This is a genomic window from Marinimicrobium sp. UBA4209, from assembly GCF_002381585.1.
GTDB lineage: Bacteria > Pseudomonadota > Gammaproteobacteria > Pseudomonadales > Cellvibrionaceae > Marinimicrobium > Marinimicrobium koreense.
Genome location: NZ_DFTP01000020.1, coordinates 60,202 through 64,071, shown reverse-complemented (window position 1 = coordinate 64,071; position 3,870 = coordinate 60,202). Strand labels below are relative to the sequence as shown.

3 protein-coding genes and 2 tRNA genes are annotated in these 3,870 nt (G+C 59.6%); 2 read left to right on the top strand and 3 right to left on the bottom strand.

Annotated elements, in window-relative coordinates; all coding sequences use genetic code 11:
* The 3 genes from B3187_RS03495 to B3187_RS03485 form a co-directional block, all read right to left on the bottom strand.
* Positions 1-1,464 (bottom strand): chromosome segregation SMC family protein (locus tag B3187_RS03495; RefSeq protein ID WP_286804593.1); only part of this gene is annotated, 1,464 nt, incomplete at its 3' end.
* Positions 1,465-1,602: 138 nt separating this feature from the next.
* Positions 1,603-2,880, bottom strand: coding sequence for a c-type cytochrome biogenesis protein CcmI (gene ccmI / locus B3187_RS03490; protein ID WP_123637349.1), 1,278 nt, complete (start codon positions 2,878-2,880; stop codon positions 1,603-1,605).
* Complete coding sequence (locus B3187_RS03485; RefSeq protein ID WP_286804592.1) at positions 2,877-3,353, bottom strand: cytochrome c-type biogenesis protein; 477 nt, start codon at positions 3,351-3,353, stop codon at positions 2,877-2,879. Before B3187_RS03485 ends, ccmI begins: the two co-directional genes overlap by 4 nt.
* 194 nt (positions 3,354-3,547) lie before the next feature.
* Here B3187_RS03485 and B3187_RS03480 point away from each other — a divergent pair.
* Positions 3,548-3,623: transfer RNA gene (locus tag B3187_RS03480), tRNA-Val, on the top strand.
* Between the two features lie 20 nt (positions 3,624-3,643).
* A tRNA-Asp gene (locus B3187_RS03475) sits at positions 3,644-3,720 on the top strand.
* The last annotated feature ends 150 nt before the right edge of the window (positions 3,721-3,870 follow it).

The window sequence follows — 3,870 nt, the reverse complement described above, 5'->3', positions numbered from 1 at the left end:
CTGTAGCTTGCTGCGCGCCTGATCCAGCTCGTCCGCCAGGCGGTTGTTGTCTTCCCGGCGGGTTTCCAGTTCCTCGCCCAACGCTTCGCTGCGACCGCGTTTTTCCTCGACCACCAGGTCCAGTTCGGCCAACTGTTCGTTCAGCTGTTCGATTTCTTCATCGTCGGAGCCCAACTGAAGGTTGGATTTCTCCTCCTTGAGCTTCTCGATCCGTTGCAGCAGGCGCTGCTGAACCTGTTCCAGATGCTGAATCCGGGACTGCTGAACTTCCGCCCGCTGGCGGGGCTCGGCGGCACGCTGGTTGAAGGTATCCCATTCGGTCTGCCAGCGCTGCATGGCCTCTTCCGACTCCTGCAAAGCGTCCCCGGAGGACTCCTCGGCGGCCCGAACCAGTTCCAGCTCCGGCTCTATTTCCATCAGCTCGGCTTCCCAGCCCTCGGCTTTCTCCCGGTCAAACTGCAGGCTGTCTTCGGCTTCGCGGCTGTCCCGCTCGGTCTGCTCCAGGTCGGTCTGTAGTTGGCGGCTGCGCTCCTGGGCGTGCTGGATGGTCTGTTCAATGCGGGCAATGTCCGCGCCAATGGCATAGTACCGGCCCTGAACTTCATTGAATTTATCCTGAAGTTCGGTGTACTGGCTGCGACACTTCTCGATCTGGGTATCCTTGTTCACCTGATCGGTGACGAAAGACTCCATGCGCAGCTCCAGGTCGCGGATACCGGTCTGCTTTGCCTTGGCCTGATCGTCCAGGTTTCGGTACTTAAGGGCCTGTAACTGGGCTTTGAGCTGGCGTTCTTCTTTCTTGTATTCGGTGTACTTCTCCGCGGCCTGTGCCTGGCGCTGCAGGCGGCTGAGCTGACGCTCCAGCTCATCGCGAATGTCGGTCAGGCGCTCCAGGTTTTCCTGGGTGCGGCGCATGCGGTTTTCGGTGTCACGGCGCCGCTCCTTGTACTTGGAGATCCCCGCCGCCTCCTCGATATACACCCGCAGCTCTTCGGGCTTGGCCTCAATCAGGCGTGAGATCATGCCCTGCTCGATGATGGCGTAGCTGCGCGGGCCGAGGCCGGTGCCAAGGAAAATGTCGGTAATATCCCGACGGCGGCACTTGGTGCCGTTCAAGTAGTAGAAGTTCTGGGCTTCGCGGGTGACCTTCCGCTTGATGGAAATTTCGTTGAACGCGGCGTATTCGCCCTGCACGGTTTTGTCCGAGTTATCAAACACCAGCTCGATGGACGCCTGACCCACCGGCTTGCGGGCGTTGGAACCGTTGAAAATGACGTCGGTCATGGCTTCGCCGCGCAGGTTTTTGGCGGAGGACTCCCCCATTACCCAGCGGACGGCGTCAATGATGTTGGACTTGCCGCAGCCGTTGGGGCCCACGACCGCGCACAGGTTGCTGGGAAAGTTGACCGTGGTCGCGTCGACGAAGGATTTAAAACCGACCAGCTTGATACACTTGAGGCGCATAGGTCCCTATCACTCTGTTTCGACGTTCGGCGCCCGGATTGCCGTCGCCTAGCCCATTGAAATCATTAGAATTTTAGCGCTCCAAAGACTCGGGCTTCGGAGCGCTCAGCAAAAGCGAGGATTCTACACGGATTTGTGCTATTCGGCGATGGGCTCGTCAATGACCAGGGTCAGGGGCTCAGAGCGGTTCTCCAGGTCAACCGGACCCATACGCCCCTCCCAGTCGCCGGCCTGAGGAACAGCGTCCCCACTGGGCGATAGCCGTGCGACCAGTTCTACCTGCTCCACTGTGGCCAGTGAGGCCGCCGGTGACATGGCCATAGTTTCATCCAAAGTAATGGATAATGGCAATTGACTCGCCGCTACCCTTTGAATGGCAAGGGGCATGGGTGATCCATCCCAGGCACGGGCGTAAACGAACACTGTTTCGTCACCGTCGTACTGGACCTGCTCGCTAAGCGACACTTCAACCGTGACGCTGACCTTGCCCTCCGAGGCGTCGGCTGTCTGGGGTTCACCGGACTCCCCTAGCGCCTGACGGGCCCGGTCAATCCCTCTCTGAAACGCCATGGCGTTGCCGGATTGCGGATTCATTACCTCCAGTGCGCGCTGCCAGTAATCAATCGCGTCCTGAAAGTTGCGCTGACCAAAGGCATTGATACCCGCCAGACCCAGCGCCGTGGTCTCCTGGGGGTCGGCGGCCAGCGCTTCTTCGATCAGGGTCTGGGCGCGCTCGCCAATCCGATTGTCGTCCCGGATGAACAGGGTTTCCGCCAATTCGGCACGAATACGCGCGGAGCCGGGTTCGAGCGCAAGTATCCGCTCGTAGGCGTCCACCGCCTGGTCGTAGTGGCCCAGTTCGCGGGAATAGTGCGCCAGCAGGAACAGATATTGAGTGGAGTCCGGTTCTTTTTTCAGGCGGGCCTGAATGTGCTCCACCAGCTCCCAGGTCCGGCTGGGATCGACCCGCTGGTCGCTCATCCGCTCTTCCCGATCAAGACGAGCCTTATTCGCCTGAAGATCTGCCAGAAACACATCTTCGCTGGCACCGCGCCACTCATAAAACACCAGACTGCCTACCATGGATGCCGCCGCCACAATCACCAGCACGCGACCGCCGGGCAGCGCCCGCCCGCGAACCGGCTTACTGCTGGCCAGCTCGCGCTCCTCCTGCAGCAGGGCTCGCTCCTGCTCCAGTTTCAGTTGCTCGAAAGTTTCCTGATTGATGCGCCCGGCATCCCGGTCGGCCTCAAGCTCCGCCAGGTACTTGCGAAACAGCGCCACATTGGTTTCCAGGTAGCGCCGGCGCACCTGTTCAAGGTGTGAACCGGTCGCCTTGCGTCGCATGGGCCAAAGAAAAAACGCCAGAGCCACGACCACCATCAGGGCCATGACCCACCACAAAGGAGTCATCATCGTTCGGGATTCTCGTCGTCGGAAGAATTCAACAGCCGGTCCAGCTCGGAGCGTTCGGCATCAGTGAGGTTTTTGGCCGTCTCGGTCGGGGCCAGCCCGCTGCTGCGTCGCTGACGCACTACCCAGATAAGGATGATGATACCGAGCAACAACACCACTACCGGCCCGAGCCAGAGCGCCAGCGTGGCCGCTTTCAGTGGGGGGCGGTAGAGTACGTAGTCGCCGTAGCGCTCGACAAGGAAGTCGGTGATTTCCTTGTCGGCGCGCCCTTCTTTGATCATCCGGTAGACCTGATCACGCAGGTCCTTGGCAATCGGAGAATCAGATCCCGCCAGATTCTGGTTCTGACACTTGGGGCAGCGAAGCTCATCAATAAAGCTCTGGTACCGTTGCCGGTCCGTCTCGCTGTCAAATTCACGGATATCCACGGCGCCCTGCGCCGCCGACCAGGGCAACATCAACAGCCACCCCATAAACCACCAAGTCCGCACCAATGACCTCAAGGCAAACGCCCCCTCTGCTGATTCGAGAGCGAAGAGTATAACAAGCCCCTCTCTCAGGTGGCGAGAAACCCGAATAAATTCGCCAGAGAAAGTTTTTTGAAAAAAATGCCAAAAAGGAATTGACCTGAGCCCTCGTTTCATTAGAATACGCAGCTCCTGAACGGGGGTGGTTAGCTCAGTTGGTAGAGCGGCGCCCTTACAAGGCGTAGGTCACAGGTTCGACTCCTGTACCACCCACCACATCCGTTCACGCTACCGTTGGACCGGTAGTTCAGTTGGTTAGAATGCCGGCCTGTCACGCCGGAGGTCGCGGGTTCGAGTCCCGTCCGGTCCGCCATACATACGAAAACGGCCCACACGAAAGTGTGGGCCGTTTTCGTATGTATCGTGGAATGTGATGGGCGAGAACCCGCGCTCCGGGTTCGACAAAACGGCAGGACAGCCGTTTTGCACAGCCGAAGGCTGCCCGAAGGGTGGGCGCCATGGA

Coding starts and splice junctions, on each gene's coding strand:
- B3187_RS03485 (WP_286804592.1), bottom strand. CDS start 3,353: ATGGGGTGGCTGTTGATGTTGCCCTGGTCGGCGGCGCAGGGCGCCGTG.
- ccmI (WP_123637349.1), bottom strand. CDS start 2,880: ATGATGACTCCTTTGTGGTGGGTCATGGCCCTGATGGTGGTCGTGGCT.